Raw genomic sequence first — 23,947 nt, forward strand, 5'->3', positions numbered from 1 at the left:
ATATCCACCGCACACTCGTATGACTTCAGGAGCGCACTCGGTGTTCGAATCCCTTTCCGACAGGTTGACCGGAACCCTCAAGGATCTGCGTGGCAAGGGTCGCCTTTCCGGAGCCGACATCGATGCCACCTGCCGTGAGATCCGGTTGGCCCTGCTCGAGGCAGACGTCGCGCTGCCCGTCGTCCGCGCGTTCATCGCCAAGATCAAGGAACGCGCCAAGGGCGTCGAGGTGTCGGCGGCGCTGAACCCGGCGCAGCAGGTCGTCAAGATCGTCAACGAGGAACTTGTCGGGATCCTCGGTGGCGAGACCCGCCGTCTGGTGTTCGCCAAGACGCCGCCGACGGTCATCATGCTCGCCGGTCTGCAGGGTTCCGGTAAGACGACGCTCGCAGGCAAGCTCGCGAAGTGGCTGCGCGACCAGGGGCACACCCCGCTGCTCGTCGCCTGCGACCTGCAGCGTCCCGGCGCCGTCACCCAGCTGCAGATCGTCGGCGAGAGGGCGGGCGCCACGGTGTTCGCTCCGCACCCCGGCACGTCCATCGGCGGCGGCGACAACGAGCTGGGCATCACCGCGGCCGACCCGATCGAGGTGGCCCGGGCAGGTGTCGAGGAAGCCCGCAACAAGCAGTTCGACGTGGTCATCGTCGACACCGCGGGCCGCCTGGGTATCGACGCCGACCTGATGGCGCAGGCGGCGGGTATCCGCGACGCCGTGAACCCGGACGAGACGATCTTCGTTCTCGACGCGATGATCGGTCAGGACGCGGTCAGCACGGCCGAGGCGTTCCGTGAGGGTGTCGGATTCACCGGTGTCGTGCTCACGAAGCTCGACGGCGACGCCCGCGGTGGTGCGGCGCTCAGCGTCCGCGAGGTCACCGGGCAGCCCATCCTGTTCGCGTCCACGGGTGAGAAGCTCGAGGACTTCGACGTCTTCCACCCCGATCGCATGGCCAGCCGCATCCTCGGCATGGGTGACGTCCTCAGCCTGATCGAGGCGGCCGAGCAGCACTTCGACGCCGAGCAGGCCGAGGCCACCGCACAGAAGATCGGCTCGGGCCAGCTCACACTGGAGGACTTCCTCGAGCAGATGATGGCCGTCCGCAAGATGGGCCCCATCGGCAACCTCCTGGGCATGCTCCCGGGTGCGGGACAGATGAAGGACGCTCTCGCGAACGTCGACGAGAAGCAGCTCGACCGGGTGCAGGCCATCATCCGCGGCATGACCCCCGCCGAGCGCGACGATCCCAAGATCATCAACGCCTCCCGCAGGCTGCGGATCGCCAACGGTTCGGGCGTCAAGGTCTCCGACGTCAACCAGCTCGTCGACCGTTTCTTCGAGGCCCGCAAGATGATGGCCGCGATGGCCGGGCGGATGGGCATGCCCGGTTCACGGAAGCAGCACCGCAGCAAGAAGGGCAAGAAGGGCAAGAAGGGGGGCAAGGGACCGACGCCGCCGAAGGTGCGCGGAGGATTCCCCGGCGGTCTGCCCGGTGGGTTCCCGGGAATGCCGCCCGGCGGTCTTCCCGCGGGGATGCCGGATTTGTCGAACATGCCGAAGGGCCTGGACGAATTGCCGCCCGGACTCGAGGGCATCGACCTGTCCCAGCTGAAGCTGCCGAAGAAGTAGCCGATGGCTGCACTGCACTTCCGGGGGACCGGTCTGCCCGACGAACAGCCGGTCGAGTTCTGGGTCGACGGCGGTGTGATCTCGACGGAACCGGTTCCCGGCGCCGAGACCGTCTGCGAATCGGGATGGATCGTGCCCGGTCTCGTCGACGCTCACTGCCACGTCGGCATCCGGTTCGGCGGTGGGGGCGGCGAGAGCGTCGAAGGGTTGATCGCGCAGGCGGAGACCGAGCGCGACTGTGGGGTCCTGCTGATCCGTGACGCGGGTTCGCCGGTCGACACCCGGTTCGTCGACAACCGCCCCGACCTGCCGAGGATCATCCGCGCCGGGCAGCACATCGCCGCGCCCAAGCGGTACATCCGCGGACTCCCGGTCGATCTGGAGGACGAGTCGCAACTGCCGGACGAGGTGGTGCGCCAGGCCCGGGCCGGCGACGGATGGGTCAAGCTCGTCGGCGACTGGATCGACCGCTCCTCGGGCGACCTGGCGCCCTTGTGGAGCGACGACATCCTCGTCGAGGCGATCGCGGCCGCGCACCGCGAAGGGGCTCGTGTCACCGCGCACGTCTTCGCCGAGGATGCGCTTCCGGGCCTGATCAACGCCGGAATCGACTGCATCGAGCACGGCACCGGGCTCACCGACGAGACGATCGAGCTGATGGTCTCGCACGGAACCGCCCTCGTCCCGACGTTGATCAATATCGCGACGTTCCCGGACATCGCCGAGTCCGCCTCGCGGTTCCCGATCTACGCCGCGCACATGCGTGACCTGCACTCGCGGGTGAAGGACACCATCGGTGCCGCGCACGACGCGGGGATCCCGATCTACGCCGGCACCGACGCCGGCGGATCGATCGTCCACGGACGCATCGCCGACGAAGTCGAGGAACTGAAGGCGGTCGGACTGACCCCGTCCGAGGCGCTCGGCGCCGCATGCTGGGACGCGCGCGCGTGGCTCGGACATCCGGGAGTGGAAGCGGGTGCGCCCGCGGATCTGCTGGTATTCCGGAACGACCCGCGCGCGAGCAGCGACGCCCTCGCCGCGCCCGATGTCGTGGTGCTGCGGGGCACCGTCGTCAAGACCCGATGACCTGGTTTCCCCCTGACGGTGTTCGTCTGGCAGAATGAACCGCTGTTCGTCGCATCCGGTCACGCACCGCGCGGCGGTCACAGGTTGGAGGCAAAACCGGGCGCGCTATTCCTGCGCGTCGCCGAATTGCACGTGACACGTGGGCACTCGTGTGCGCACTGAAGGAGAAGTACAGCAGTGGCTGTCAAGATCAAGCTCACCCGGCTCGGCAAGATCCGGAACCCGCAGTACCGCATCGTCGTCGCCGACTCCCGCACCCGCCGCAACGGCCGTGCGATCGAGACCATCGGGAAGTACCACCCCAAGGAAGAGCCCTCGCTGATCGAGGTCGATTCCGAGCGCGCTCAGTACTGGCTCGGCGTCGGCGCCCAGCCCACCGAGCCCGTCGAGGCCATCCTCAAGATCACCGGTGACTGGCAGAAGTTCAAGGGCCTGCCGGGCGCCGAGGGCACCCTCCGCGTCAAGGAAGCCAAGCCCTCCAAGCTGGAGCTGTTCCAGGCTGCGCTCGCGCAGGCCGAGAACGAGCCCGTCGGCGAGGCCATCACGCCCAAGAAGAAGAAGGCGAAGGCCGAGGACGCCGAGGCTGCTGCCGACGCTCCCGCCGAGGCTGCTGCAGAGTCCGAGGCTGCTGACAAGTGAGTGCCGTCGTCGCCGATGCCGTGGAGCACCTCGTTCGTGGCATCGTCGCCAACCCCGACGACGTTCGTGTCGAGCTGATCACCGGGCGTCGGGGGCGCACTGTCGAGGTGCACGTCAACCCTGACGATCTCGGCAAGGTCATCGGTCGCGGTGGCCGCACCGCGACCGCTCTGCGGACGCTGGTCTCCGGTATCGGTGGCCGCGGGATCCGTGTCGACGTCGTCGACACCGATCAGTAGAGGCCTTACAGCAGTGGAGCTCGTCGTCGGCCGTGTCGCCAAGTCGCACGGCATCAAGGGTGAGGTCGTGGTCGAGGTTCGCACCGACGAACCCGAGGATCGATTCGCCGTCGGTGCCGTGCTGCGGGGGCACAAGCCGCGCGAGCAGACTGTGAGCACATACACGGTGGAAGCCGCCCGGGACCATTCCGGGCGGCTTCTGCTGCGCCTCGAAGGGGTGTCGGACCGCACCGCGGCGGATGCCCTGCGGGGCACGCTGTTCGTCATCGACAGCGCCGAACTCGAGCCGTCCGACGACCCTGACGAATTCTACGATCACGAACTCGAGGGACTGTCGGTGCGCCTCGCGGACGGCACCGAGGTGGGAACCGTCATCGAGGTATTGCATTCCGCGGCAGGCGAATTGCTCTCGATCCGCCGGGCCGGCGAACAGTCCGGCGAACTTCTCGTCCCGTTCGTGGCCGCGATCGTCACGTCGGTGTCCGTCGCCGACGGCGTCGTCGAGATCGATCCGCCGGAAGGGTTGCTCGATCCCGACTTCGGTGAATCCGCCGACGGGAAGTGAGTCGGTAGCCATGCGTCTCGACGTGGTCACCATCTTCCCCGAGTACCTCGAACCGCTTCGAGCGGCGTTGCTCGGCAAGGCCATCGACAAGGGCCTCATCTCCGTCGACGTGCACGATCTGCGGGACTGGACGCACGACGTCCACAAGGCCGTCGACGATTCTCCGTACGGCGGCGGGCCGGGGATGGTGATGAAACCCACGGTGTGGGGGCCCGCGCTGGACGATGTCCTCGCCGCGGGCGACGGCGACTCGGACACGCTGCTGGTCGTCCCCACACCGGCCGGTGTTCCTTTCACGCAGGCCACCGCCGAGCGCTGGGCGGGGGAGAAGCACATCGTCTTCGCCTGCGGACGTTACGAAGGCATCGATCAGCGCGTGTTCGACGACGCCGCCCGCCGGGTGCGCGTCGAAGAGGTGAGCATCGGCGACTACGTCCTCATCGGGGGCGAGGCGGCCGTGCTGGTGATGACCGAGGCGTTCGTGCGCCTGATCCCCGGAGTGCTCGGCAATCAGCAGTCGCACCAAGAGGATTCGTTTTCCGACGGCCTCCTCGAAGGACCCAGCTACACGCGGCCGGCGACGTGGCGCGGACTCGACGTCCCGCCCGTCCTGCTGTCGGGTGATCACGCGAAGGTGGCTGCGTGGCGACACGAGCAGTCGCTGCAACGCACGGCCGAACGCCGTCCGGACCTGTTGCCCTGAACCGATTTCCGGTCCTGCCCGGGCGCTAGCCCTGGGGATGTGCCCAGTCGTCGACGACACCGGTGGGGAACAGGGACTTCACGAATCCGGTCATCGTGTCCCGTGCATGCCGGGCGCTGGAATCCTCGGTGACATCTGTGGTCGCGGTGTCCGGGTACGACTCCTCGTCGTCCTCGTACCGGATGTCCTCGCGGGACGCGACGGCCACGATGTAGCGGTTGTCGTCACCGATCAGGCCCGTCGACACGTGGATCCACCGATCGCCCACACAGCACATCCAACCCTGTTTCACCCCGACGACGTTCTCGCCGGGCAACCCGTCGGGGATGCCGAAGCGCTGGTCGTAACCGTCGATGCCCTCGGGTGTCGACGAGCGCAGGTAGTCGACGAACTCGGCGATGCGACCCGGGCCCAGGCCGTCACGGTCGTCGAGAAGCCCGGCATAGAACGTCACGAGGTCGGCGGCGGTCGTCTCGGTGTTCCACCACAACCCGTCCCAGGGCGGTGTGGTCGCGGCGAGTCCGTACCGCCCGGCGACGTCGACGACGACGTCCGAGCCGCCCAGATCGTCCCAGAGAGTGTTGGCCGCGTCGTCGTCGGACGCCTCGAGCATCCGCTTCAGGAGGACACGGTCGTAGTCGGACAGTGTCCGCTCACCGAGCGCGTCGAGGTGGTACATCTGGGCGGCGATGAACAGCTTGGCCAACGACGCCGTTTCGACCGGTTCGGCGGCGGCGCCCTCCAGATAGCTGCCGGCGGCGCGGTCCAGAACGGCGATAGACACGTCGGCGCCGCGCTCGGTGGCCGCCGTCGCGACCGCCGCCGAGATGCGTTCGGCGAGGGGTGCGGTGACGGGGACTCGCGCGGACGGGAACGGCTCGGGGCTCACGGTCACGCCGTCACCCGCCGGCGGTTCGTCGGCAGGGAGGAGGTCGGGGGTCGCGACGGCGGGTGACGTCGCCGGGATGTCGACCACGGAGTTCGTCTCGGTCGGGATGGTGCAGGCCGGCGGCGCAGCCAGCAGGAAGACCAGGACCGTCAGGCAACGGATCAGCCTGGACATGAAATTCTCCCGAGATTTCCGTGACGGCCTCACCGCCGACGATATTGTCTCAGGGTAGCGGTAGGGTCCATTTCCGTGACTCTCAAGACCGTGAACCAGCGCATTGCCGAGGAGCTCGACGTCCGGGAGGGACAGGTCGCGGCCGCCGTGGACCTCCTCGACGGTGGAGCCACCGTGCCCTTCATCGCCCGGTACCGCAAGGAAGTCACCGGAACGCTCGACGACGCTCAGCTCCGCCAGCTCGAGGAACGCCTGCGTTACCTGCGGGAACTGGACGAGCGCCGGGTTGCCGTGCTCGAGTCGATCGACTCGCAGGGCAAGCTCGACGACCAGTTGCGTGGGCAGATCATGACCGCCGACACGAAGGCGCGCCTCGAGGACATCTACCTGCCGTTCAAGCCGAAGCGCCGCACGAAGGCGCAGATCGCCCGCGAAGCCGGGCACGAGCCCGTCGCCGACGCGCTGATCACCGATCCCTCCACCGATCCGGCGTCCTACACGGCCGAACAGCTCGAGGGTGCGCGCGCGATCCTCGTCGAGCGTTTCGCCGAAGACGCAGACCTGGTGGGTGAGCTCCGCGAGCTGATGTGGACCCGTGGGCAGCTGGTGTCCGCGGTCCGCAAGGGCAAGGAGACCGAGGGCGCGAAGTTCGCCGACTACTTCGAGTTCTCCGAGCCGTTCGGCAAGCTCCCGTCCCACCGCATCCTGGCGGTGCTGCGCGGCGAGAAGGAAGAGGTGCTCACGCTCACCCTGGCACCCGACACGGAGGAGCCCGTCCCCGGCGAGCCCACCGTCTACGAGGGCCGGATCGCCGGCCGGTTCGGCATCGCCGACCGCGGCAGGCCCGCCGACCGGTGGCTGCTCGACACCGTGCGGTGGGCGTGGCGCACCAAGATGATCGTCACGCTGGGCATCGACACCCGGATGCGCCTGCGGCAGTCGGCGGAGAAGGACGCCGTCGACGTGTTCGCCAACAACCTGCGCGACCTGTTGCTGGCAGCGCCTGCCGGTACCCGCGCCACGATGGGCCTCGACCCCGGTTTCCGGACCGGTACGAAGGTCGCGGTCGTGGACGCCACCGGCAAGGTGGTGGCCCACGACACGATCTACCCGCATCAGCCGCAGAACAAATGGGACGCCTCCCTGGCCACCCTCGCCGGTCTCGTCGCCAAGCACGGCGTGGAGCTCATCGCCATCGGGAACGGCACCGCCTCCCGCGAGACGGATGCACTCGCGACCGAGCTGATCGCCAAGTCGGGCACCACCAACCTGACGAAGATCGTGGTGTCCGAGGCCGGCGCGTCCGTGTACTCGGCGTCCGCGTACGCCTCGGCGGAGTTGCCCGACCTCGACGTGTCGATCCGTGGAGCGGTCTCCATCGCGCGCCGACTGCAGGATCCTCTCGCCGAACTGGTGAAGATCGACCCGAAGTCGATCGGCGTCGGGCAGTACCAGCACGACGTGTCGGAGACGCTGCTCGCACGGTCGCTCGGCGCGGTCGTCGAGGACGCGGTGAACGCGGTCGGCGTCGACGTGAACACCGCGTCGGTGCCGCTGCTGTCCCGCGTGTCCGGTATCGCAGGTTCGCTGGCCGAGAGCATCGTCGCGCACCGGGACCAGAACGGCCCGTTCCGCAGCCGCAAGGGGCTCAAGGATGTCGCGAGACTCGGTCCGAAGGCGTTCGAGCAGTGCGCCGGCTTCCTGCGCATCCCCAACGGGGACGACCCGCTCGACGCGTCCAGCGTTCACCCCGAGGCCTACCCGGTGGTGCGCAAGATCGTCGGCGCCAGCGGCACCGACGTGCGCGAGATCATCGGCAACACGTCCGCGCTCCGCAGCCTGAACCCGGCAGACTTCGTCGACGACCGGTTCGGCCTGCCCACGGTCACCGACATCATCGGTGAGCTCGAGAAGCCCGGCCGCGACCCCCGCCCGGAGTTCAAGACGGCCACGTTCGCGGCCGGCATCGAGAAGGTGTCACACCTGAAGCCGGGGATGACGTTGGAGGGTGTCGTCACCAACGTGGCGGCGTTCGGCGCGTTCGTCGACGTCGGCGTCCACCAGGACGGCCTCGTTCACGTGTCCGCGATGTCCCACAACTTCGTCAAGGACCCGCGGGACGTGGTGAAGTCGGGCGACGTCGTGAAGGTGAAGGTCCTCGAGGTGGACGAGGCCCGTCAGCGCATCGGGCTGACGCTGCGGCTCGACGACGAGGTCGGGGCCGGCCGCAAGAACGACGGTCCCCGCGGCGGCGGGCAGCGGCCGGACCGACGCGGTGGCGGGCAGCCGCAGGATCGGCGCGGCGGCAAGCCGCAGCAGCAGGGTGGACGCGATCGCGGGCGTGACTCCCGCACGGCGCCCGGCGGTTCGATGGCCGACGCGCTGCGGAAGGCGGGATTCGGAAAGTAAACAGGTCACCATCCCGACACGAGCCACCACTTTTCGATGGAGTGACCAGTTCTTTACTGGGATAGTGGATGCCGATGTACGAATGGCTGGATCGGGAAATCGTCGGGCACGGGCGGCTGCCTCTGCTCTTTTTCCTGCTCGGGTTTCTCGCGGCTTTCCTGTTCATCCGGTTGAGCGTGCGGATGATCCGCGCCGAGGTGTCGTGGTGGCCGGGCAATGTGAAACCCGGCGGGCACCACGTCCACCACGTGGTGTTCGGCGTCGTCACGATGCTCGTGTCGGGAGTTTCCCTCATCGCCGTGTACGAGGACGGCACCCAGACCACCGGCGCCGTCCTCGCCACGTTCTTCGGGATCGGCGCCGCGCTGGTGCTGGACGAATTCGCGCTGATCTTCTACCTGCAGGACGTGTACTGGGCGGATGAGGGCCGGACGTCGGTCGATGCCGTGTTCGTGGCGATCGCGGTGACGGGTCTGCTGCTCCTCGGACTCCGGCCGCTCGAACTGATCAACGTCACCGACTTCCGGGATTCGCCCGATCCGTGGGTGCGGGTCGCGATCGGGGTGTCGTCCGTCATCAACCTGCTCATCGCGGCGGTGGTGCTGCTGAAGGGGAAGATCTGGACCGGTCTGCTCGGCCTGTTCATCTTCCCGATCCTGCTGATCGGGGCGCTCCGATTGAGCCGGCCGAGCGCGCCGTGGGCGCGGTGGCGGTACACCTCCAAGCCGAAGCGGATGCTCCGCGCACTCGAACGGGAGCGAAAATGGCGTCGGCCGGTCATCCGGGCCAAGATCTTCGTGCAGGACTTCATCGCGGGGACGCCCAGCGCGGAGCACGTGAAGGAAGCCGCGGAGCATGCCAGGGTGGCGGCGGAGGTGGAACTCGACCATGTGGTGCATGCGGCGCCACCGCCGATTTCTCTTCACCCGGTGGCGTCTGGCACAATGGACGGGTTGCCTGGACCAGGCAGCAATACTTGATCTGGGCACGAACCAGACGAGCACCGGTGTTCTCCGAACGTCCGGGTGCCGCTCGGTTCCTCTGCTCCTGCGAAAACGCAAGGATGGAACACCGATGAACACTCTCGATTTCCTGGACAAGAAGTCCCTCCGCGACGACATTCCCGAGTTCCGTCCCGGCGACACCCTCAACGTGCACGTCAAGGTCATCGAAGGCTCGAAGGAGCGCGTGCAGGTCTTCAAGGGCGTCGTGATCCGCCGTCAGGGCGGCGGCGTCCGCGAGACCTTCACCGTCCGCAAGGTCTCCTTCGGTGTCGGCGTCGAGCGCACCTTCCCGGTCCACAGCCCGAACCTGGCGCAGATCGAGGTCGTCACCCGCGGTGACGTCCGGCGCGCCAAGCTGTACTACCTCCGCGATCTGCGTGGCAAGGCCGCCAAGATCAAGGAAAAGCGCTGACCTTTCCGATGAGCCCGGCACTGCGTACTCGCAGTGCCGGGCTAATCTGACTTCGTGACAGATTCTTCGAAGGAGCGGGCATTGTCGTCGGAATCCGAGACCACCGGCGATTCGGCCGCCACCTCCGCCGTGAACGGCGGTACGGCGGAGCCCGAGAAGAAGCCCCGCTCCTTCTTCCGCGAGTTGCCGATCCTGATTCTGGTCGCGCTCGTTCTGAGTTTCCTGTTGCAGACGTTCGTCGCCCGGGTGTATCTCATTCCGTCCGAATCGATGGAACCGACGCTGCACGGGTGCGCGGGCTGCACCGGCGACCGCATCGTGGTCGAGAAGATCGGTTACCGCTTCGGTGAACCGCAACCGGGTGACGTCATCGTGTTCCGAGGCCCCGATTCGTGGTCGCAGGATTTCGTCTCCACCCGGTCCTCCAACGTGGTGATCCGCGGTGCGCAGGAACTCGGTTCCCTCGTCGGACTCGTCCCCCCGGACGAGAACGACCTCGTCAAGCGGGTGATCGCCACCGGCGGTCAGACCGTCGAATGCTGCGACGACCAGGGCCGCATCCTGGTCGACGGCACACCGCTCGACGAGCCCTACGTCGTCATGGACTTCCCGTTCGTCCCCGGCTCGCAGGCCTGCGACACCGCGTTGAAGTCGGCACGCTGCTTCGGTCCGGTCACCGTCCCGGACGGCCACCTGTGGGTGATGGGCGACAACCGCAGCAACTCCGCGGACTCGCGGTACCACGTGGGCGACGACATGCAAGGCACCATCCCGCTCGACAACGTGATCGGTAAGGCGGTCTTCATCGCGTTGCCGCCGGCGCGGATGGGCACGATCAGCTCACCCGATATCCAGGGCAAGTGACTTCCTGGCCTCCACGCATCGTCATTCGCAGGTCGTCCGGTCTGCGGACGATGGAGTCGGCCCTGGTCCGGAGCGGCCTCGGGCCGGTGGCCGGTGTCGACGAGGCGGGCCGGGGTGCGTGTGCAGGCCCGCTCGTCGTGGCGGCCTGCGTGCTCGCACCGAAGCCGTATCCGGCACTGGCGCGCCTCGACGATTCGAAGAAACTCACCGAACGCACGCGTGAAGAGCTGTTCCCGGCCATCACCCGGCTGGCAGTGGCGTGGAGCGTCGTGTCTTTCCCGGCCGAGGAAGTCGACCGCATGGGTGTCCACGTGGCCAACATCGAGGGCATGCGACGTGCCGTCGCCGGCCTCTCGACCACCCCGGGTTACGTTCTCACAGACGGCTTCCGCGTCCCGGGGCTCCCGGCCCCGTCGCTGCCGGTGATCGGCGGCGACGCCGCGGCGGCATGCATCGCGGCGGCGAGTGTGCTGGCCAAGGTGTCTCGTGACCGGGTGATGGTCGCGATGGACGAGGCACATCCCGGTTACGGTTTCGCGATCCACAAGGGCTACAACACGCCCGCGCACCTTGCGGCACTCGAGGAGCTGGGCCCGTGCCCGGAGCACCGCCGCTCGTGGTCGAACGTCGCGGCGTTGATACACCGGGTGGATAACAGTTCCGGAAGTGCGAGATGATGACAATTCACACCAGAGCAGGAGGACTCCGAGACCGATGAGTGCCGAGGATCTCGAGAAGTACGAAACCGAGATGGAGCTGTCGCTCTACCGCGAGTATCGGGACATCGTCGGTCAGTTCTCCTATGTCGTGGAGACCGAGCGCCGGTTCTATCTGGCCAACTCGGTGGAGTTGCTGCCACACAACGCGGACGGGGAGATCTACTTCGAACTGCGTATGTCCGATGCATGGGTGTGGGACATGTACCGTCCCGCGCGCTTCGTGAAGTATGTCCGCGTCATCACGTTCAAGGACGTGAACATCGAGGAGCTCGACAAGCCGGACCTGCGGCTCCCGGACAACGGTCTGTCCTGACGGGCGACGTCCTCGTCCGCGTAGGATCGTTCGATGACCGGACGGAGGCGCGTCGCGCTGGCTCTGGGTAGCGGCGGCGCACGAGGGTACGCCCACATCGGGGCGATCCAGGTACTCGAGGAGCGCGGATTCGAGATCGTCGGTGTCGCGGGCTCGTCGATGGGTGCCCTCGTGGGTGGCCTCCACGCCGCGGGAAAGCTCGACGATTTCACCCGGTGGGCGATCAGCCTGACCCAGCTCGACGTCGTGCGGCTTCTCGATCTGTCCGTGTCCGCGCCCGGTGCCATCCATGCCGAGAAGATCCTGCAACGGGTCAGGGAGATTCTCGGCGAGATCCGTATCGAAGACCTTCCCATTCCGTATACGGCGGTGGCCACGGATCTCGCTGCAGGCCGGTCGGTGTGGTTCCAGCGAGGACCCGTCGACGCGGCCATCCGTGCGTCGATCGCGATTCCCGGCGTCATCACGCCGTATGTACTCAACGGCCGCGTCCTCGCCGACGGCGGGGTGCTCGACCCGCTGCCGATGGCCCCGCTCGTCTCGGTGAGCGCCGACCTGACCGTCGGGATCAGCCTGGGCGCCGAGGATCGGGACGGTCGCTCTCTGGCACCGGAGAACGTCAGCGCGGACTCGCGGCCCGTGGACGAGTGGATGACACGTTTCCGCCGGAGCGCTGCGCAGCTGCGCGACCTGGACATCGTGCGGTCGGTCGTCGGACGGTTCGGCGCCGCGCAGACCGATCCGGATCCGTCGGACGAGCCGGACGGCCAGGCGATCGACGGTCAGACGGTGGTCGAGGACGATGCGGTGGCTGTCCCGAAGTTCAGCCGGTTCGCGGTGATGAACCGCTCGCTCGACGTGATGCAGGCGACGCTGGCTCGATACCAGCTCGCCGCGTACCCGCCGGACGTGCAGGTTCGCGTGCCTCGGAACGCCTGCCGCAGTCTCGATTTCCATCGCGCCGCCGAGATGATCGAACTGGGTCGTGCGCTCACCGAGCGCGCCCTCGACGACGCCGGACTCACCTCGACGACCGTCGCCGTCTCTCCGGCAGATTCGGACGGCGAGCCCACCTGACAGGAGAAGGGGCCGGTGCTGCCCATGCTGCACCGGCCCCTCCGAGTCACGGGGTGTTCAGTTCGAGGCCGGCGTCCGGGCGGCGCCGAGGTCGCTCACGGACTCGCCGTCCACGTGATCGACGTGCTGTGGTGCCGCGAGCAGGCAGAGGATGCTGACCGCGCACATTCCGATCAGGAGCCCGATCACCGGCCACACGCTGCCGGTGGCCTGGTACATGAGGGTCGAGACCAACGGCGACAGCCCACCGAAGAGTGCACCCGCCCCCTGGTAGGCGAGGGAGATGCTGGTGTACCGGGCCTGCGGCCGGAACATCTGCGACAACACTGCGGCGATCGGACCGTATGTCGCGGCCAGGACGAGTCGCATGACGGCGAAGGTCAGGAAGATCAGGACCACCGAGCCGGATGTCAGGACCAGGAACTGCGGTGCCGCGAGCACCGCGACGGCCAGCAGTCCGTATATCGCCACGCGGATCCGGCCGACCTTGTCACCGAGCCACGCCACTGCGAGGGTGGCGATCAACTCCACCACGGCGGCGACGCTGAGCGCGTTGAGGACGAGTGTCTCGGACAGTCCGACGTCCGGGTCGGTGGCGTAGGCCGTGATGAACGTCGTCACCAGGTAGTAGCCACCCACCGCGACGGGCAGGATGCCCATGCCGAGCAGAATCGGGCGCCAGTTCGTGACGATGGCGTACTTCAGTGGCAGCGCCTCGGGGACGGTTGCCGTCTGCACCTCGGATTCGAAGACGGGGGATTCCTCCACCTTCAGACGCACCAGCAGCCCCACGCCGATCAGCAGCGCCGAGCACAGGAACGGCAGGCGCCACGCCCAGTCCCGCAGGGCGTCGTCGCTGAAGGTCGAGAGGACGCTGAAGAACCCGGTGGCGAGCAGCGCGCCCGCGGGGTTACCCAACTGTGCGAATCCGCCGTAGAAGGTCTTCTTGTCCTCGGGCGCGTGTTCGACGGCCATCAGCACGGCCCCGCCCCACTCGCCGCCCACCGCGAAGCCCTGCACGAACCGCAGAATGACCAGCAGCAGCGGCGCCCAGAATCCGATCTGCGCGTACGTCGGCAGCGCACCGATCAGGAACGTGCCCGCGCCCATCAGGGTGAGCGTCACGACGAGTGCCGTCCGCCTGCCGATCCGGTCGCCGACGTGTCCGAAGACGATGCCACCGAGTGGGCGGGCGAAGAAGCCCACCGCGTAGGTGGCGAACGCGGCGGCGATGCCCGTCAGGCGGTCGGTGTCGGACGGGAAGAAGATCTCCCCGAACACCAGGGCCGCCGCCGTGGCGTACACGTAGAAGTCGTACCACTCGATGGTGGTGCCGACGAAGGCCGCGAAACCCGCCTTGCGGGCCTTCGCGATCTGAGTGTCGTGGCTCATGACTGATCCTCGGTGGTTGCGGTGGTCGAGAATAGGTCGCTGCGAGTGGAATGCGCCAATTCGCCGTCGATCCAGGTTTCACGGACCTCGATTTCGGCGATGGTGTTCGGGTCGACGGTGAGAGGGTCGGCGCCGAGGACCACGAAATCGGCGCGCTTGCCGGGGGAGATGCTGCCGAGTTCGGATTCGCGCCCGAGCGCGCGGGCCCCGTTCAGCGTGTGCGCGGTGAGGGCCTGGGCTGCTGTCAGTCGCAACGCGTTCGAGCCGAGTTGATGTCCCTGCCGGGTGATGCGGGTGACCGCGGCCTGGATGGCCTCGAGAGGCTTCGGCTCGGCGACCGGCGCGTCGGAACTGATCGTGACCGGCACGTCGGCTTCGACGAATTCGCCCAGGGGATTGAACCGCTCACCCGGGGTGCCGATGGCCGCGGTGACGCCCTCGCCCCAGTTGTAGTAGTGCTGCGGCTGGTTGACGGGGTACACCCCGAGTGAGTGCATCCGAGTGATCTGCTCGGGGGTCGGCAACCCGCAGTGCTCGATGCGGTGACGGGCGTCGGCGTCGGGATGCGCCTTCTGCGCGGCGTCGATCGCGTCGAGGACCATGTCGATCGCGGTCGGCGACTGCGCGTGTGTCGCAGTCTGCAGGCCGACGGCGTGCGCCTTCGCGATCAGCGCCGCATAGTCGGTGGGCTCGTGATAGAGCTGTCCGGTCCGGCACGGGTCGCCCACGTACCCGTCCGGGAAATACGCGGTCCAGCCGCCGAGAGTGCCGTCGGCGTAGAACTTGATCCCGCCGAACGCGAGACGTGAGTTGCCGAACGCGCCATGCAATCCAGTGTCGAGCGCGTGATCGAGCAAGTGGCTGAGCAGGTACATGCTTACCCGGGTCTCGAGCCGGCCCTGCTCCGCCAGGCGCAGGTACATGTCGAACTCGCGCCGCGTCACCTGGCAGTCGCCGATCGTGGTGACGCCGCCCTCGAGGAACTTCTCCTGCGCCACGGAGAGCTGCCGCAGATGTTCCTCCGGTTCGTCCTCGAGGTGGAAGTTCGGGCCGTGGTGACCGACCTTGACGCCGTTCACACCGGTGAGGATGTTGCAGGCGGCGTCGGACAGTTCGCCGGTCAGTTCACCGTCCGCGTCGCGGAAGAACTCGCCGCCGCGCGGATTCGGGGTGTCGCGGGTGACGCCGTGGAATTCGAGGGTGAATGTGTTGACGACGCCGCCGTGGCCGCTCGCGTTCATCAGGTACACCTCGCGGTCGGTACCGACCTGATCGAGTTCTTCCTTCGTGGGATGACGGCCCTCGACGAGGTTGCGGTGCTCGTAGCCGTACCCGCGCACCGGGATCCCGGAAGGCTGGTTCCGGGCCGCTTCCTGCAGCAGAGCGACGATCTCGGGGATGGTGCGCGCCTTCCCGGGGCCGCAGTCCACCCAGCTGAGCATCTGGCCGTACATCAGGGGGTGAGCGTGCGGATCGACGAACCCGGGCACGACGGTCGCCCCGGCGAGATCGATGACGTCCGTGGTCCGGTTGCCGATCCTCCGCGCTTCCTCACGGCATTCCGCAACGGTGCCGACGGCGGCGAACCGGTTACCGAAGACGAGGAAGGCCTCGGCGCCCTCGGTGTCTGCGTCCACGGTGCGGAGCGTGCCACCGGTGAAGACGGTGGCGGTGGCGTCGAGGGGGGACGCCTCGTGGTGAAACAGCGTGCGCATGGGGATCCTTCACGATGGTGGTGTGGGTCACGTTCGGCTGGGAGGGAAAATTACGCCCTGACCAGCGGCTGCGCAATACATCAAAATTCCGGAGCAAGCGGTACACGACAAATGTGTTCAGCTTTTCGAGCAGATTCGCACCGATTCGCAGAATCTGGCAATGTGTGCGATTCTTCTTCTCTGTCGGGAGTGCAGAAAGAAATCGAGCAATCTCGGGGCATCATGAGTGTCGAACTGGATTCCAAGCTCATCGCGGCGTTGCAGTCGAATGGTCGCGCGACTTATCGGGAGCTCGCCGCGACCGTGGGCGCACCCCGTGCCGCGGTGTCCACGCGCGTGCAGACGCTGCTCGACACCGGCACGGTGAGCGTCGTTGCCGTCGCCCATCCCGAGTTGCTGGGCCTCAAGGCGATGGCTCACGTGTCCGTCGCCGTGTCGGGTCCGGTGGGTCCCGTGGCCGAGGCGCTCTGCGCGTCGGAGGCGGCCGTCTACATTTCCGCGGTGAGCGGGCAGTACAACATCATCGCCGAGCTGCGCGTCCCCAGCCAGCAGGACCTCTACGACGCCATCGCCGCGATCCGTGCGGAACCCGGTGTCCGCACCGTCAACACGCTGTTCTACGCCGATGTCATCAAGGGAATCTTCATGCCCAAGAGCGCATTGCGCGCCGATGTTCGACTGGACGCGAAAGACGTCGCGCTCATCGAGTTGCTGGAAAGGAACGGGCGGATGCCGTTTCTGGAACTGGCCGAACGCACCGGGCTCTCGCCCAGTGCGGCGCGGAATCGAGTGAACCATCTGATCGACAGCACCGCGTTGCGCGTCGGAGCCGTCGTGAAGCGCCGCGGCGGCGGCAGAACACTCGCCATGGGCATCGGCGTCAGCCTCGGATCGCGGGACCGGGAGGCGTGCGCGCAGATCGAGGCTCTGCCGGGTATCGAGTTCCTGGCGCGCACACTCGGCCGATTCGACCTGATCGGAACGGTCGCCGCCGATTCGTCGGGTGACCTCTACTCTCTCGCCGAGCACATCCGGACGATCGACGGAGTGAGGGCCCTGGAGACCTGGACGCATCTCGAGGTGTTCAAGGAGCACTACGCCCGCAGCCTCGACGTCCGCGGATAGGAGCGTGCCGGAAGCGAGTCACGTGGGCCGGGCAACTGTGAGACGATCAGCCGATGCGCCTCGGGTTGCACGCACTCGGGATCGGCACCGGCGCTCGTCGCGCGGTGATCGACTCGGTCGCGGTTGCCGCCGAGAACAGCGGATTCGCCACGCTGTGGGCCGGCGAGCACGTCGTGATGGTGGACCGGTCGGAGTCGCGGTATCCGTACGCGGACGACGGCCGGATCGCGGTCCCCGCCGTCGCGGATTGGCTCGACCCGATGATCGGGCTGAGCTTCGCCGCCGCTGCCACCCACACGATCGGCGTCGCCACCGGTGTGCTGCTGCTGCCCGAACACAATCCCGTCCTCATGGCCAAGCAGGCGGCCACGTTGGATCTGATGAGTGGTGGCCGGCTGACGCTCGGCGTGGGGATCGGCTGGTCCAGGGAAGAATTCGCTGCGCTCGGCATTCCGTTCGAAGGCCGTGGCGCGCGGGCGGCCGAGTACGTCGCGGCGATGCGCTCGCTGTGGCGTGACGACGTCGCGACGTTCGAGGGTGAGTTCGTCCGTGTCGACTCGGTGCGGGTCAATCCGAAACCCGTGCGCGATCGCCGGATTCCGGTCGTGCTCGGGGGCAACAGCGACGCCGCGCTCCGCCGGGTCGCGGCGTGGGGCGACGGCTGGTACGGGTTCAACCTGGACGGCGTCGACGCCGTCACCGAACGGATCCGGACGATCCACGCACTGTGCCGGGACGCGGGGCGCGACGCCGAGGAGTTGCGCCTCGCCGTCGCCCTCCGGGAGGTGGACCCCTCCGACGTCGAGTCGCTGGTCGATGCGGGAGTCGACGAACTCGTCCTCGTCGAGTCGCCACCCGGGGATCCCGGTGAGGCCGCCGACTGGGTGGCGGCTCTCGCGCGCCGATGGATGCCTGCGCTCGGCTGACTGTCCGATTTCAGGCTTGACAGCCCTGGCCTGGGCCTATGGGGTGATCGCGGGCCGCGGAGTGCCGAGTTGTCCACAACGTGCACTTCATGCACAGCCCAGTTCGTTCGCCCAGTTCGAGTGCCTCTTCCCGGAATCGGGTCGGGCACGGTGGTGCGAGAGGCGCGGTTCGCATCGGTGGGCCGCCGGGGGACGGGGTGGAGGCTGCTGTGGCGCACAATCTCGCGCTTGGAGCACATGGGGAGGATCTGGCCGCCCGGTATCTCACCGAGGCGGGCATGGAGATCGTCGACCGAAACTGGCGATCCCGATACGGGGAAGTCGATCTCATTGCAGCAGAGGGAGACTGGCTCGTGTTCGTGGAGGTGAAGACACGGCGCGGCCTGGGATACGGCAGCCCGGCCGAAGCGGTGACGTTCTCGAAACAGCGCAGGATCCGCCTGTTGGCCGTGGAGTGGCTGCGGGACTCGGGCCGGCACTGGTCGCGGGTGCGGTTCGACGTGGTCGCGATCATGATCGGGCACGGTCCGCAGCCCCAGATCGAACACGTCCGGGATGCGTTCTGATGGCACTGGGGCGAGCACATTCGGTGGCGGTGACCGGGGTCGACGGTCAACTGGTCGAGATCGAGGCCGATATCGGCCGCGGGCTACCCGCGGTGCATCTGGTCGGGCTGCCGGACACTGCGCTGCAGGAGGCTCGGGACCGGATCAGGGCTGCCGTGGCGAATTCGGGCGAGGAGTGGCCGGATTCGAAGGTGATCCTCGCGTTGTCGCCGGCGACGCTGCCGAAGGTCGGGTCGGTCTACGATCTCGCGTTCGTCGCTGCCGTGCTGGACGCGGCCAAGCAGGTGAAGCGGCAGCGGCTGCGCGAGACCGTTCTGCTCGGAGAACTGGCGCTGGACGGGCGGCTCCGGTCGGTGCGCGGGATCCTGCCCGCGGTGCTCGCGGCGAAGAATGCGGGGTGGGCGACGGTGGTGGTCCCGGTGCAGTCGCTGCCCGAGGCGGGACTCGTCGGTGGTGTCGAGGTGCTCGGCGCGCACGATCTGAGGGCGGCGATCGCGTGGCTGCGGGAGGAGCGCGATCTCGAGTACCCGGAGCCGGCCCAGTGGGTCGCGCAACCGGTGCGCGCCGATCTGAGTGAGGTGGTGGGTCAGGCCGAGGCGCGCTGGGCCATCGAGGTGGCGGCGGCGGGAGCGCACCACCTGATGCTCACCGGCCCACCCGGCGTGGGGAAGACGATGCTGGCGCAACGACTTCCCGGCGTTCTGCCCCCGCTGACCGAGAGTGAATCGCTCGAGGTGACTGCCATCCACTCCGTGGCCGGGCTCCTGCCGCCCGAGCGTCCCCTCATCGACGTGCCGCCGTTCATCGCACCGCACCACACCGCGTCCGTGAGCGCGCTCGTCGGCGGCGGAAGCGGTGTCGCGAAGCCCGGCGCCGTCAGTCGCGCCCACCGTGGGGTGCTGTTTCTCGACGAGTGCGCCGAGATCGGAACCAAGGTCCTCGAAGCCCTGCGGACCCCGCTCGAGGACGGGGAGGTGCGTATCGCGCGCCGGGACGGGGTCGCCCGCTATCCGGCGCGCTTCCAGCTGATCCTCGCGGCCAATCCCTGCCCGTGCGCGCCCGCGCGGGAGGCCGACTGCGTGTGCGCGCCGACCGCCCGGCGACGCTACCTCGGGAAGCTGTCGGGACCGTTGATGGATCGGGTGGATCTGCGGGTGCGGATGCAGGCCGTCGCGACCGGGGCGTTCATCGACGAGGTCGGTGAGAGCACCGAGGACGTCCGGCAGCGGGTGGCCGAGGCGCGGGCCGCCGCCGGCGAGCGGTGGAGCGACTACGGGTGGCGCACCAACGCGGAGGTGCCCGGACCGGCCCTGCGGCAGAAGTTCCGGTTGGCGCGGCCCGCGCTGGCGCCGGTGGAGCGAGCGCTGCGGAAGGGACTGATCACGGCCCGAGGCGCCGATCGGGCGTTGCGTGTGGCCTGGACGGTGGGCGATCTGGCGGGGCTCGACATGCCGGGCCCGGAGCAGGTGGTCACCGCGTTGGGATTTCGTGATCGGAGCTTTCAGTGACGGTGGAAAGTCGGAGTGGTGCAGGCGATCCGAGTGGGGTTCAGGATCCGCGGCGGTTGGCGTGGGCGTATCTGTCGAAGGTGGTTCAGGGGCCGTGCCCGGCGCTGTCGCGGCTCGTCGAGGAGGTGGGTCCGGAGGAAGCTGCGCGTGCCGTGCGGGAGCGGGACCTGTCGGAGATGCTGGGGGAGCGCACGATTGCCCGGGCGCATGTGGATACCGCCGCACACGATCTCGAACTGGTGGCGGGGATGGGTGGCCGGCTCGTGACGCCGGACGACGACGAGTGGCCGCAGTGGCGGCTTCTCGGTTTCGGGAATCTGTCCCGGTCGCGGGACGAGGGCCCGCCGTTGGCGTTGTGGGTGCTCGGTTCGCGGCCGGTGGCCGAACTGACCGATCGGGCGATCTCGATCGTGGGGACGCGGCCGGCGAGTGGATACGGCGAGCACGTGACTGGCGAGATTTCCGGTGATCTCGCCGTCGACGGGTGGACGATCGTGTCGGGTGCGGCGTTCGGGGTCGATGGTGCCGCGCATCGTGCGGCGTTGGGTGTCGGGGGGCTGACGGTCGCGGTGCTGGCGTGTGGTGTGGATCGTGCGTACCCGGCGGGGCATGCGCGCATGCTGCGGCAGATCGCGCAGAACGGTGCGGTGATCAGTGAGTACGCGCCGGGCACGACACCGGCGAAGCATCGGTTTCTGACGAGGAATCGTTTGGTGGCGAGCCTGTCCGACGGGTTGGTCGTGGTGGAGGCGGGGTGGCGCAGCGGTGCGCGGAACACGGCGAGTTGGGCCCGCAAACTGGGGCGTCCGGTGATGGCGGTACCGGGGCCGGTGACGTCGGCGTCGTCGACGGGGTGCAATCGGATGATTCGGGAAGGGGAGGCGCGGTTGGTCGCGAATGCCGGTGACGTGGTGGAGGAGGCCGGGCCGATCGGGCTGCGGGAAGGCCTCGACGTGGTCCGCGATCTCGATGCGCTGTCCGGTGATGCCTTGCGGGTGTACGAGGCGTTGCCTGCGGTCGGGCCGCGTGGGGTCCGGGAGTTGTCCGAACTGTCCGGCGTCGCGCTGGAGCAGGTTCGGGCCGTGCTGCCGTTGCTGGAGATGGAGGGCTTCGTCGGCTCCGACGACACCGGATGGTCGCGGCAGAGGTGACACCTGAGGCCGAGCCGGTCGAGAGTCCGCTCGGCGCGTACTTCATCGTGCTCGGTTGTCCGAAGTGCGAGTCGAAGCGACCGCTCGACGACAGGTTGGGGTAGAAACTTTCCTATAACGCACCTCACAACCGCACGAAGGAGTGAGATATGGGATCAGCCGAGGACTTGTGGCGGAACTTTGTCGCGCAGGTGTTGAGCCTGTTGATCGCTTCCGGCTCGTAGCGGAGGTATTTGCCTCCTCACGGCGCCTCCGGTCGACACGTACCACTCCACCCAGCGTTGTGTCGGAGGGGTAGTTACGCGCGTCGTGGCTGCCTGGATTCCAGTCCGTTCACCGGTGCAGCGCCCGGTCGGTGCACGTACGGTCTCTGATGAGGTAACTACCGGCGCGCCGCGAGTGCAATCCGCTCGAGGGGGCGTCTCGAGGAGGAATCTCACATGACCAGGACCACGGCGGAACTGCTCGCTGACCTGGAGGTTCGGCTCGAGCAATCGCTGAATCCAGGGAGCCCGAGGGCCATCGCGCGCCGCAAGGAGAAGCCTGCCCGGACCCCGCGAACGGATCCGGATGCTGCTCGACCGCGGTAGTTTCATCGAGGTCGGACAGATGGCGAGGAACCCGGGAGCCCCCGACAACCCGTACGGTGACGGCGTCGTCACCGGCCACGGAACTGTCGACGGACGTCCGGTGGCGGTGTTCTCGCACGACCACACCGTGTTCGGTGGCAGCGTGGGGGGAGATGTTCGGTCGCAAGGTCGCGTCGATCATGGAGTTCGCGGCGCGGATCGGCTGCCCCTGCGTGGGCATCAACGGCTCTGGCGGCGCACGCGTACAGGACGCTGTCACGTCGCTCGCCTGGTACGCCGAGATGGGCCGCCGCCAGATCCCGCTGTCCGGAGTGTGCCCGCAGGTCTCGATCCTCCTCGGCAAATGTGCGGGCGGTGCGGCGTACGCCCCGATCAACACCGATCTCGTTGTCGCCGTGGACGAGCAGGCGTACATGTTCGTCACCGGTCCCGGAGTCATCAAATCCGTCACCGGCGAGGACGTCACCCTCGACGAACTCGGCGGCGCCCGCGCCCAGGCCGAGAACGGGAACGTCCACCACGTCGCGCCGAGCGAAGAGGCGGCGTTCGCCTGGGTGCGTGAGTATCTCGGCTTCCTCCCGTCCAGCAGGCACGAAGAGGCGCCGATCGTGAACCCCGGCCTCGAACCCGAGATCACCGACAACGATCTGGCATTGAACGAGTTCATGCCGGACGCCGACAACGACGCCTACGACATGCACGACCTGCTGTTGAACATCTTCGACGACGGTGACTTTCACGAACTCGCCGCGCAGACGGCACCGAACGTGATCACCGGATTCTCCCGGGTGGACGGGCGATCCGTCGGAGTCGTGGCCAACCAGCCGCAATTTCTCAGTGGGGCACTGGATCAGGTCAGCGCGGACAAGGCGGCCCGCTTCGTGCGGATCTGCGACGCGTACGAGATTCCCCTCGTGTTCGTCGTGGACACACCGGGCTTCCTGCCCGGGCTGGAACAGGAGCGGAACGGTGTGCTCTGCAGCGGCGGCCGCTTCCTGCAGGCGTTCGCGGCGGCCACGGTGCCGAAAGTGACTGTGGTGGTCCGCAAGTCCTACGGCGGTGGATATGCGGTGATGGGGTGCAAGCAACTCGGTGCCGACGTGAACTTCGCCTGGCCGACCGCACGCATCGCGGTCATGGGCGCCGAGGCCGCGATCAGTCTCCTCTACCACCGCGAACTCGAAGCCGCCGGCGACGAACAGGACGCGATGCGGCAGCAACTCGTCGACGCCTACAACGAGAACGTCGCGACTCCGTATTCGGCCGCCGAGCGCGGCTACATCGACGCGGTGATCGAACCGTCCGCCACCCGGCTTGAGATCCGGCGGGCGCTGACGTTGCTCCGCGACAAGCACTCCGCCCGCGGCGAGGAGAAGCACCACTTGATTCCGCTCTGACCGCCGTCGGCAGTCACTCATGTACCGTAGTTAGGTAACACTAACCAACTTGAGTTCATTGGAGAGATGCCTGTGGCAAAGCCGACTGCGACACTGACCGTGCTCCGGGCCGAATGGCTGACCCCGCACATGGTGCGGGTATTCCTCGGCGACCCGGGATTCGACAGCTTCGTTCCCAATGCCTTCACCGATGCGTACGCGAAACTCGAATTCGGGAGTCCCGAAGAGCCCGTCCTGCGCACGTACACGATCCGGTCGGTGGATCCGGTGAAGCGAGAGATCGCCATCGACTTCGTGGTGCACGGCGACGCCGGTGTCGCCGGACCGTGGGCGGCGTCCGCGGCGGCCGGCGACGTGCTCCGGCTACGTGGCCCCGGAGGCGCGTTCGCGCCGGACCCGGCAGCCGACTGGTACCTGCTCGCGGGCGACGAGACCGCAATCCCCGCTATCTCGGCGTCCGTCGAGAAGCTGGACGCGTCGGCGGTCGGACGGGTGATCATCGAGGTCGCCGGCCCCGAGGACGAAATCGCCTTCGGCTCGCCCGCGGGCGTCGACGTCACGTGGATCCACCGCGGCGACACGTCGGACCGGATCGGCGAAGACGCGTCGGGGGACAACGCACCCCTCGTCGCGGCGGTGCGCGACACCGCGTGGCTGCCCGGAACGGCGCAGGTGTTCATTCACGGTGAGGCGCAGGCCGTCATGCACAACCTGCGCTCCTACGTACGCAAGGAACGGGGCGTCCCCGCGTCGGCCGCGTCGATCTCCGGTTACTGGCGTCGCGGTCGCACCGAGGAGGGCTTCCGGGTGTGGAAGTCCGAGCTCGCCGCGAGCGAGGGTGCCTTCCGCTGACC

22 protein-coding genes and 1 pseudogene are annotated in these 23,947 nt (G+C 67.8%); 20 read left to right on the plus strand and 3 right to left on the minus strand.

Annotation, left to right across the window (positions count from 1 at the left end; all coding sequences use genetic code 11):
• Positions 1–40 precede the first annotated feature (40 nt).
• From ffh to trmD, 6 genes are all read left to right on the plus strand, one after another.
• Positions 41–1,627 carry a signal recognition particle protein gene (ffh, locus tag G9373_RS00715; RefSeq protein WP_133986542.1) on the plus strand — a complete coding sequence of 529 codons (1,587 nt, stop codon included), beginning with the start codon at positions 41–43 and terminating at the stop codon, positions 1,625–1,627.
• A gap of 3 nt (positions 1,628–1,630) precedes the next feature.
• Positions 1,631–2,716, plus strand: a complete 1,086-nt coding sequence (locus G9373_RS00720; protein WP_005564861.1) for an amidohydrolase family protein — start codon at positions 1,631–1,633, stop codon at positions 2,714–2,716.
• A gap of 177 nt (positions 2,717–2,893) precedes the next feature.
• The gene (rpsP, locus tag G9373_RS00725; protein ID WP_005240477.1) at positions 2,894–3,355 is read left to right on the plus strand and encodes a 30S ribosomal protein S16; all 462 of its coding nucleotides are present in this window, start codon (positions 2,894–2,896) and stop codon (positions 3,353–3,355) included.
• Positions 3,352–3,594: an RNA-binding protein gene (locus G9373_RS00730; RefSeq protein WP_005240479.1), complete on the plus strand. Its 243-nt coding sequence runs from the start codon at positions 3,352–3,354 to the stop codon at positions 3,592–3,594. Before rpsP ends, G9373_RS00730 begins: the two co-directional genes overlap by 4 nt.
• A gap of 13 nt (positions 3,595–3,607) precedes the next feature.
• The gene (rimM, locus tag G9373_RS00735; RefSeq protein ID WP_005564862.1) at positions 3,608–4,159 is read left to right on the plus strand and encodes a ribosome maturation factor RimM; all 552 of its coding nucleotides are present in this window, start codon (positions 3,608–3,610) and stop codon (positions 4,157–4,159) included.
• Between the two features lie 10 nt (positions 4,160–4,169).
• Positions 4,170–4,862 (plus strand): tRNA (guanosine(37)-N1)-methyltransferase TrmD, encoded by a 693-nt coding sequence (gene trmD, locus G9373_RS00740; RefSeq protein ID WP_005259386.1) that lies wholly within the window; start codon positions 4,170–4,172, stop codon positions 4,860–4,862.
• Between the two features lie 25 nt (positions 4,863–4,887).
• Here the strand turns inward: trmD and G9373_RS00745 are convergent, their stop codons facing one another.
• Complete coding sequence (locus tag G9373_RS00745) at positions 4,888–5,925, minus strand: serine hydrolase (protein ID WP_206031412.1); 1,038 nt, start codon at positions 5,923–5,925, stop codon at positions 4,888–4,890.
• 75 nt (positions 5,926–6,000) lie between these two features.
• Here G9373_RS00745 and G9373_RS00750 point away from each other — a divergent pair, with 75 nt between their 5' ends.
• From G9373_RS00750 to G9373_RS00780, 7 genes are all read left to right on the plus strand, one after another.
• Positions 6,001–8,334: a Tex family protein gene (locus G9373_RS00750; RefSeq protein ID WP_169695603.1), complete on the plus strand. Its 2,334-nt coding sequence runs from the start codon at positions 6,001–6,003 to the stop codon at positions 8,332–8,334.
• A 74-nt stretch (positions 8,335–8,408) separates the two neighbouring features.
• Positions 8,409–9,314 carry a hypothetical protein gene (locus G9373_RS00755; protein WP_005571203.1) on the plus strand — a complete coding sequence of 302 codons (906 nt, stop codon included), beginning with the start codon at positions 8,409–8,411 and terminating at the stop codon, positions 9,312–9,314.
• Between the two features lie 94 nt (positions 9,315–9,408).
• Complete coding sequence (gene rplS / locus G9373_RS00760; protein ID WP_005240490.1) at positions 9,409–9,750, plus strand: 50S ribosomal protein L19; 342 nt, start codon at positions 9,409–9,411, stop codon at positions 9,748–9,750.
• Between the two features lie 81 nt (positions 9,751–9,831).
• Positions 9,832–10,614 carry a signal peptidase I gene (gene lepB / locus G9373_RS00765; RefSeq protein WP_005259374.1) on the plus strand — a complete coding sequence of 261 codons (783 nt, stop codon included), beginning with the start codon at positions 9,832–9,834 and terminating at the stop codon, positions 10,612–10,614.
• The gene (locus G9373_RS00770) at positions 10,611–11,291 is read left to right on the plus strand and encodes a ribonuclease HII (protein ID WP_043792350.1); all 681 of its coding nucleotides are present in this window, start codon (positions 10,611–10,613) and stop codon (positions 11,289–11,291) included. The genes lepB and G9373_RS00770 overlap by 4 nt, the downstream gene beginning before the upstream one ends.
• Before the next feature lie 37 nt (positions 11,292–11,328).
• Positions 11,329–11,646 (plus strand): DUF2469 domain-containing protein, encoded by a 318-nt coding sequence (locus tag G9373_RS00775; RefSeq protein WP_005240496.1) that lies wholly within the window; start codon positions 11,329–11,331, stop codon positions 11,644–11,646.
• A 33-nt stretch (positions 11,647–11,679) separates the two neighbouring features.
• On the plus strand, positions 11,680–12,723 hold the full coding sequence (locus tag G9373_RS00780) for a patatin-like phospholipase family protein (protein WP_005571198.1): 1,044 nt from the start codon (positions 11,680–11,682) through the stop codon (positions 12,721–12,723).
• Between the two features lie 57 nt (positions 12,724–12,780).
• Here G9373_RS00780 and G9373_RS00785 read toward each other — a convergent pair whose 3' ends face one another.
• On the minus strand, positions 12,781–14,115 hold the full coding sequence (locus G9373_RS00785) for an MFS transporter (protein ID WP_167113572.1): 1,335 nt from the start codon (positions 14,113–14,115) through the stop codon (positions 12,781–12,783).
• Positions 14,112–15,830, minus strand: a complete 1,719-nt coding sequence (locus G9373_RS00790; RefSeq protein WP_005571193.1) for an amidohydrolase — start codon at positions 15,828–15,830, stop codon at positions 14,112–14,114. The genes G9373_RS00785 and G9373_RS00790 overlap by 4 nt, the downstream gene beginning before the upstream one ends.
• Before the next feature lie 222 nt (positions 15,831–16,052).
• On the opposite strand from G9373_RS00790, the gene G9373_RS00795 reads away from it, so the two are divergent.
• The 7 genes and pseudogenes from G9373_RS00795 to G9373_RS00825 all read left to right on the plus strand — a co-directional run bounded on the left by G9373_RS00795 (position 16,053) and on the right by G9373_RS00825 (position 23,945).
• Positions 16,053–16,955 carry an AsnC family transcriptional regulator gene (locus G9373_RS00795; protein ID WP_005571191.1) on the plus strand — a complete coding sequence of 301 codons (903 nt, stop codon included), beginning with the start codon at positions 16,053–16,055 and terminating at the stop codon, positions 16,953–16,955.
• A 53-nt stretch (positions 16,956–17,008) separates the two neighbouring features.
• A complete protein-coding gene (locus G9373_RS00800) occupies positions 17,009–17,881 on the plus strand; it encodes an LLM class F420-dependent oxidoreductase (protein WP_005571189.1) in 873 nt (290 codons plus the stop codon).
• Positions 17,882–18,090: 209 nt separating this feature from the next.
• On the plus strand, positions 18,091–18,447 hold the full coding sequence (locus G9373_RS00805) for a YraN family protein (protein ID WP_005259362.1): 357 nt from the start codon (positions 18,091–18,093) through the stop codon (positions 18,445–18,447).
• Positions 18,447–19,955 carry a YifB family Mg chelatase-like AAA ATPase gene (locus G9373_RS00810; RefSeq protein ID WP_133986544.1) on the plus strand — a complete coding sequence of 503 codons (1,509 nt, stop codon included), beginning with the start codon at positions 18,447–18,449 and terminating at the stop codon, positions 19,953–19,955. Before G9373_RS00805 ends, G9373_RS00810 begins: the two co-directional genes overlap by 1 nt.
• Complete coding sequence (dprA, locus tag G9373_RS00815) at positions 19,952–21,106, plus strand: DNA-processing protein DprA (RefSeq protein ID WP_283292058.1); 1,155 nt, start codon at positions 19,952–19,954, stop codon at positions 21,104–21,106. The genes G9373_RS00810 and dprA overlap by 4 nt, the downstream gene beginning before the upstream one ends.
• A gap of 440 nt (positions 21,107–21,546) precedes the next feature.
• A pseudogene (locus G9373_RS00820) lies at positions 21,547–23,093 on the plus strand (acyl-CoA carboxylase subunit beta).
• 72 nt (positions 23,094–23,165) lie between these two features.
• Positions 23,166–23,945: a siderophore-interacting protein gene (locus G9373_RS00825; protein WP_133986545.1), complete on the plus strand. Its 780-nt coding sequence runs from the start codon at positions 23,166–23,168 to the stop codon at positions 23,943–23,945.
• The last annotated feature ends 2 nt before the right edge of the window (positions 23,946–23,947 follow it).

The organism is Rhodococcus sp. A14, from assembly GCF_011603105.1.
GTDB lineage: Bacteria > Actinomycetota > Actinomycetes > Mycobacteriales > Mycobacteriaceae > Rhodococcus_F > Rhodococcus_F opacus.

Bases quoted from the DNA above. Each gene is read 5' to 3' on its own strand.
- G9373_RS00790 (WP_005571193.1), bottom strand. From the start codon at position 15,830: ATGCGCACGCTGTTTCACCACGAGGCGTCCCCCCTCGACGCCACCGCC.
- G9373_RS00755 (WP_005571203.1), top strand. From the start codon at position 8,409: ATGTACGAATGGCTGGATCGGGAAATCGTCGGGCACGGGCGGCTGCCT.
- G9373_RS00785 (WP_167113572.1), bottom strand. From the start codon at position 14,115: ATGAGCCACGACACTCAGATCGCGAAGGCCCGCAAGGCGGGTTTCGCG.
- G9373_RS00800 (WP_005571189.1), top strand. From the start codon at position 17,009: ATGCGCCTCGGGTTGCACGCACTCGGGATCGGCACCGGCGCTCGTCGC.
- rplS (WP_005240490.1), top strand. From the start codon at position 9,409: ATGAACACTCTCGATTTCCTGGACAAGAAGTCCCTCCGCGACGACATT.
- G9373_RS00780 (WP_005571198.1), top strand. From the start codon at position 11,680: ATGACCGGACGGAGGCGCGTCGCGCTGGCTCTGGGTAGCGGCGGCGCA.
- G9373_RS00775 (WP_005240496.1), top strand. From the start codon at position 11,329: ATGAGTGCCGAGGATCTCGAGAAGTACGAAACCGAGATGGAGCTGTCG.
- G9373_RS00795 (WP_005571191.1), top strand. From the start codon at position 16,053: ATGAGTGTCGAACTGGATTCCAAGCTCATCGCGGCGTTGCAGTCGAAT.
- G9373_RS00745 (WP_206031412.1), bottom strand. From the start codon at position 5,925: ATGTCCAGGCTGATCCGTTGCCTGACGGTCCTGGTCTTCCTGCTGGCT.
- G9373_RS00810 (WP_133986544.1), top strand. From the start codon at position 18,447: ATGGCACTGGGGCGAGCACATTCGGTGGCGGTGACCGGGGTCGACGGT.
- G9373_RS00720 (WP_005564861.1), top strand. From the start codon at position 1,631: ATGGCTGCACTGCACTTCCGGGGGACCGGTCTGCCCGACGAACAGCCG.
- trmD (WP_005259386.1), top strand. From the start codon at position 4,170: ATGCGTCTCGACGTGGTCACCATCTTCCCCGAGTACCTCGAACCGCTT.